General features: G+C 33.1%; 2 pseudogenes. Both read left to right on the top strand.

Going from position 1 to position 3,390, the window contains the following annotated elements:
• Positions 1 to 129: 129 nt before the first annotated feature.
• Positions 130 to 2,332: pseudogene (locus AFK68_RS44290) on the top strand (glycosyltransferase family 2 protein); the annotation flags it as partial.
• A 1-nt stretch (position 2,333) separates the two neighbouring features.
• Positions 2,334 to 2,549 (top strand): annotated as a pseudogene (locus tag AFK68_RS05250) (glycosyltransferase family 2 protein); the annotation flags it as partial.
• Positions 2,550 to 3,390 lie beyond the last annotated feature (841 nt).

Below are 3,390 nucleotides of genomic sequence, written 5' to 3'. Positions count from 1 at the left end.
CAGGAAGCAGGAGAAAATTTTCAGAAAACAGGAAGTAGTCAAAATTTAACTTCCGACTTTTCCCAAAACTATCCAACAGGAAATAGACAGCAGGAAGCAGGAAGTAATCAAATTTTAACTTCTGAATTCTTGCAAAACTCCCCAACAGGAAATAGACAGCAGGAAGCAGGAGAAAATTTTCAGGAAACAGAAAGTAGTCAAAATTTAACTTCCGACTTTTCCCAAAACTCTCCAATAGGAAACAGACAGCAGGAAACAGGAACTAATCAAGATTTAACTTTAGACTTCTTGTCAAACTCTCCCAGAGTAAATAAACAACAGGAAGCAGATAAAAATATTCAGGAAAGAGGAACTAATCAAAATTTAACTTTAGACTTCTTGTCAAACTCTCCCAGAGTAAATAAACAACAGGAAGCAGATAAAAATATTCAGGAAAGAGGAACTAATCAAAATTTAACTTTAGACTTCTTGTCAAACTCTCCCAGAGTAAATAAACAACAGGAACTAGAAAAAAATACTCAGGAAAAACAGAGTAGTCAAAATTTAACTTTGACTTTTGCAAGAGGTCTAATTAAATATGTATATAAAGAAAATCAAGGAGCATCAATTGCTCGAAATTATGGTATAGAAATAGCTCAGGGAGAATATATTGCTTTTCTCGATGCAGATGACTTTTTTCTACCCGAAAAATTAGCCGAACAAGTTGTATGTTTTGCAGAAGATTCAACTTTAACGATGGTGCAAACTGGGTGGAGATTTGTGGATGAAAAAGGTCAGACTATTAAAGATATAGAACCGTGGAAAAATGCTGAAGAACTAGACTTAGAAAATTGGTTAATGTGGCAAGCGACTTTGCCTAGTGCGATGATGTTTAAAAGTGAATGGTTAAAGCTGAATGGAGGGTTTGACTCGCGATATATTCCAGAAGATTTAGAAATAGTTTTGCGGTTAGCTTTAACTGGGGGAAAAGCTACTTGGTTACGGAAAGTTTGTGTCTGTTATCGACAGCGGAATAGTAGTGTCTCTGGTTTGGATAACCGACAAAAAATTACTCAGGAATTAGAAAAATTATTAGATGAATTTTTCCAGAAACCTAATTTACCTACTGCGATACGCCAAATAGAAAAACAGATAAAATATAGGTCTCTACTTTGGAATTGTTGGCGTTTATATAAAGCTGGTAATTTCTCAGAAATGGCTACTTATTTGCAGAAATCTTTGAGTTATACTTCTGACTCTCCCACAGCAGCAATTTGTACTTGGATAGAATTATTTACTAAGCTAGATAGTCAAGAAGGAAATCAATTTAATGCTTATCATTTCAGTCAGTTACCAGAATGGAAAAAATTAATTAGTAATATTTTTAATCCAGTTGCGCCGAGAGTAAGTGTAATTATTGCCACCTACAATAATGGTCACTATATTTTAGAGGCGATCGCTAGTATTTTTAATCAAACTTATACGTCTTACGAAATAATAGTTATTGATGATGGCTCTACTGATAATACTCGTCAAGTTTTAGAACCTTATCTAGATAAAATTCGCTATGTTTATCAAGAAAATAAAGGAGTATCCCACGCCCGGAATTTAGGTTTAGAAATGGCGCGGGGAGAATTTATTTCTTTCCTAGATGCTGATGACTTTTTCTTACCAGATAAACTAGCAAAACAAGTAGCTATTTTTGATGCTCGCCCCTCTCTGGGAATTGTGCATAGTGGATGGCGTTTAGTTAATGAAAAAGGAGAGAAAATTTCTGATATAGAATTATGGCATGGTTCCCTAGAATTAGACTTAGAAACTTGGGTAGTTTGGAAACCTGTAACTATTTCTATGATGTTTCGTAAAAGTTGGATAAAAAGTGCTGGAGGTTTTGATACTCGTTGGCATCATGGAGAGGATATTGATTTAGTTTTACGTTTATCTATTAATGGTTGTGAGGCAGTTTGGTTGCCAAAAATTACTTATTGTTATCGTCAACATCATCGCAATGCTACTAGAAAATATAGTCAACAAGCTGTCAGTATGATGTCTGTTTTAGATAACTTTTTTAGCAGACCAAATCTATCAATATCTATTCGTCAATTAGAGGGAAAATCTCGTTATTATACTTTGAGTTGGTTAGGATGGCAGGCACATCGAAATGGGGATTTAATTGAGATGGGTAAATATTTAAGACAAGCTGGGAAATATACTCCTTTATCTATGACAGAAACTATTGAACATTGGGTGGATAGTTTTAACAGTCTTTATCAACAATATGGTTATGATTTTGATGTTTATGCTTTGACAAATTCGGATGTTTGGCAACAATTAATGTTAGATATGGTTATTANTGGCAGGCACATCGAAATGGGGATTTAATTGAGATGGGTAAATATTTAAGACAAGCTGGGAAATATACTCCTTTATCTATGACAGAAACTATTGAACATTGGGTGGATAGTTTTAACAGTCTTTATCAACAATATGGTTATGATTTTGATGTTTATGCTTTGACAAATTCGGATGTTTGGCAACAATTAATGTTAGATATGGTTATTACTATTTGATGGTGAGTTTTTTTCAGGTATTTGTTGATGGTTGACTATACCAAATTTTCATCTCAACATACTTCCATTTTTAAACTTATTGGTGTCTTTACTACTGATTCCTAACTCCTTCTTATCATTCTGACTCCTGACTACCAAAGATATGTAGCAAAACTTTTGATATTTGGTATTAGACCATTTTGAAAAAACAATGTTACGAATAATTTAGACGATTAAAAGACATTATAATACCAATTTTATCAAATATTGCCACAGTCACGGCACAGGCAACAGGCAAAGAAAAAATAATAATAAAAAAGAGGAAAAAAGGTTTGATTTTTATAATTTATAGGATTTATAAAGTTTTTTATTCTAGGAATAAATCACAACTTAAGATGTAACTGCCTTTTTTGAATTTGGTATTAAGATATATCCCTTTGACTAAAAAGATAAGTTATGCAGCTCAAAAATGGTATCGAAGCCATTCCCATACGACTCCTGACTCCTGACTCCTGAGGACTAAGAAATGCCTTAGCTATTTGTAGCAAACATTTATCAAATTGGTATTACCTGTTGTCAGATGAGCTGTCGCTTTTTTCTAGGGTATTACCTAAAAAAAACTAAGATTGCTACATAAACAGAACAATCGATTTTTAAATAGGAACATATAGCAGTCTAAGTCAAAATTAGTAGGTTTTATTGTTGCCTTTTACCTGTTACTTGTTGCCTCTTAGTTCAAAATGGATATCTACTATTTCTACTGCCCTAAACTATACTTTTATTGCTACTATACTTTTTTATGGTAAATAAGTTTATAACTCTTAACCTTCCAGCATTAATTCATTTAAGATTGCTCTTGTAG

It is taken from the genome of Hydrocoleum sp. CS-953, from assembly GCF_002260545.1.
In the GTDB taxonomy this organism is placed as follows: domain Bacteria; phylum Cyanobacteriota; class Cyanobacteriia; order Cyanobacteriales; family Microcoleaceae; genus Trichodesmium.
The sequence above is the reverse complement of the archived record's forward strand: the minus strand, read 5'-3'. Positions and strand labels throughout refer to the sequence as shown.